Here is a 2,478-nt window from a genome sequence, read left to right as displayed (position 1 = left end):
CTTCAGTGGAAGATCTTATGAAGCAGACAGGCCAGGAGCTGAAGCGATTTGCCGTCAAACGGGGAGAAAGAAAACTGGCTACATAAGAAGCAGCTGCTGTGATATACAGGTACACAGTTCTGCTTCCTCTATATTCAGGAAAATTGCCAAATAAAAAAGACCGGTTATCCGGTCTTTTTTATTTGTTTTTTATAAATGGACAGCTACCGATGGTTCTTCCGTCTCCACCGGTTCTTCCACTTTCCTGATTTCTCTTTCTCTCTTTACAATTTTATACAGTCCCACCGTGAGGAGAGGCACCAGAAGAAGAACAATGATGGCGTAGGACAAAGCGTTGTAGCCCTTGGCAATGAGGTCGATAATACCGAATTTGGCAAGTACCGCAGATGCTGCCAGAATGGCTACAGTAACCTGTGCCCTCCGGGCACGGGGCATGCCGCTCCGCCCGCTGTCTGCCAGCCCCTTGTCAATGCGCCCCAGCATGGCATGAATCATACCGGTAGCTGTTTCAATCAGGGTCCATCCCATAACAAGCCCGAAGAAAAGGAAAAGCCAGGAGGGGGCCTTGTCGGCCATCATCATGACCAGCCATGGCACCGGCGCTGCCAGTACGGAAGTATCCGGATAAAAAGCCATGATGGCAAAATAGGTCATAAACCAGGGAATAGTCATGAGAAGGCCTGCAATAAGCCCTCCGATGACAGACTGCTTTGTGCTGGTCTGGTTCTTAATGGTGAAGAAGGATGCCGGGAATACCACCAGATTGTATCCTACATAGAGAATGCCGGTCCATAGTGCGGAAAGCACGGTTACATCCGGTGTAAAAGATACATCTCCCGCTGCCATGACCTGGGAAATATGATCACTGCCCTGGGTAATGACCAGAGCGGAAAAGCTGATATAACCGATATACAAAAGCACCGTACCCACAGACTCAAAGCAGGCGATGATTTTCTCCCCGTAAAAATTGAGAATTCCCACCACCACCGTAATCACAGAAACGCCTACCCAGTAATTGAGTCCCGTCATCTGCTCCACAATTGCTCCCGTAGCAGAAGACATGACAGCAATGATAATGAGCATGAGCATAATGTATACCACATCAAAGAGGTGATAAAAAGGGCCAATCAGTGATTTCAGCAGCGATTTGAAATCATAGAGCTTGAAAAGCCGCACCATCTCAAAGGACAGAATCGCCATGAGTGAAAACCCGATAAAAGACGCAAAGCCCGACAGCCATCCCATGGCGCCATACTTGGCTCCGTACTCCACGATTTCCCGGCCAGTAGCATAACCGCCGCCGATAAGAACAGACTGCAGAATAATCCCCGGCAGTACATACCGGGACATAATTTTTCCCAAAGAACCTCTTTTCTCCATCGTATATTCCTCCCCTTGCAGGAAGTGTCCCCCCTGCTTCTCCGAAAGCAGACGATACCCACAGCCCTCTGAAGCATGGGCCCGCCGCTTTCACAAATCAGCAAAAAATAATCATCTTCTCTTCTTTCATTTCCTTCTCTTTTGTATTTCCTCCCCTTCTTCTAAACCGCCCGCCGGCCAGGGAAACGCTGATTCAATCATGGTCCGCTTTTATTCTTGAAAATTTACGCCATGCAAGGAATAGAATAACGCAAACAACGAGCTGTTTAAGAAATCCCATGACACAGCAGTGCATAAAATTTTTTATAAAAGCAGATTTCGGGAAATGAATCAGCGCTTCCCTAAACAAAAAGCCCCTGTCCTTTACAGGACAGGGGCAAATTCGTTTCCGCCTCCCGGAATCCACCGGGCACCCATAACGCAGGGCAGCGCTCCCAAAGGAGTGCGGCAGCAGCCGCATCTCTGAATCTATATGCACATAGTATACTGATTTTTTCCGCTTGTCAATTTGATTCTTTTAAAATTTGAGAAGCAGCGCAAAAACTCCTGACTCGTCCCATGCTGTCGCGCGGCAGGGATCAGGATTTTCCTCTTCGATAAATCCCAGAGGCAGCCGCCGGTGCGGAATGTCTTTGTCGTCAGAGAAGAACAGGTAAAACCATAGCTGCCGCCAGGATATCCAGCAGATCTTTCCTCAGGAGTTTTGCTTTGTATTTCGTTTTTGGTGCACCGGAGAGGTGAAATCCACGTGATGGGAGTTCTTCCCTCTTTTTCTGCTTCCATGGAATGCGCGCTGCAGAAATCAGAGAAATTCACGCCCAGGCCCATTTGCCTCTCTACTAATATAATCCATGAAAGAGTGAGGACGTCTCACTTTATAGAAAAGGTGCAGAGGGTTCAGAAAGGGCGGCTCTGTTCCTCATTAAACCGGCACCGACAGACGCCCACCTTCATCCTTTGCACCTTCTCAATCCGGGCAGCGAATCCTCCTCAACAAAAAAGAAGCCCTCTTTCGAGAGCTTCTTTTTTGTTTATGAAACCAGATTCTCTTTTCTTTTCAGAAATTAGAATTTGTAGTTCAGGGAAACGGTCCATGCA

General features: G+C 47.9%; 1 protein-coding gene. It reads right to left on the bottom strand.

All coding sequences use genetic code 11. The features are described from left to right. Positions 1 to 189: 189 nt before the first annotated feature. The gene (locus ACI4N7_RS04225; protein ID WP_439732119.1) at positions 190 to 1,380 is read right to left on the bottom strand and encodes a YkvI family membrane protein; all 1,191 of its coding nucleotides are present in this window, start codon (positions 1,378 to 1,380) and stop codon (positions 190 to 192) included. Positions 1,381 to 2,478 lie beyond the last annotated feature (1,098 nt).

The organism is Dialister sp., assembly GCF_051885895.1.
In the GTDB taxonomy this organism is placed as follows: domain Bacteria; phylum Bacillota; class Negativicutes; order Veillonellales; family Dialisteraceae; genus Dialister.
Note: the sequence above shows the minus strand (reverse complement) of the source record. Positions and strands in the feature narration are given on the sequence as shown.

What these genes read in the sequence shown, in the direction of transcription:
- ACI4N7_RS04225 (WP_439732119.1), bottom strand. Translation starts at nt 1,380, where the DNA reads ATGGAGAAAAGAGGTTCTTTGGGAAAAATTATGTCCCGGTATGTACTG.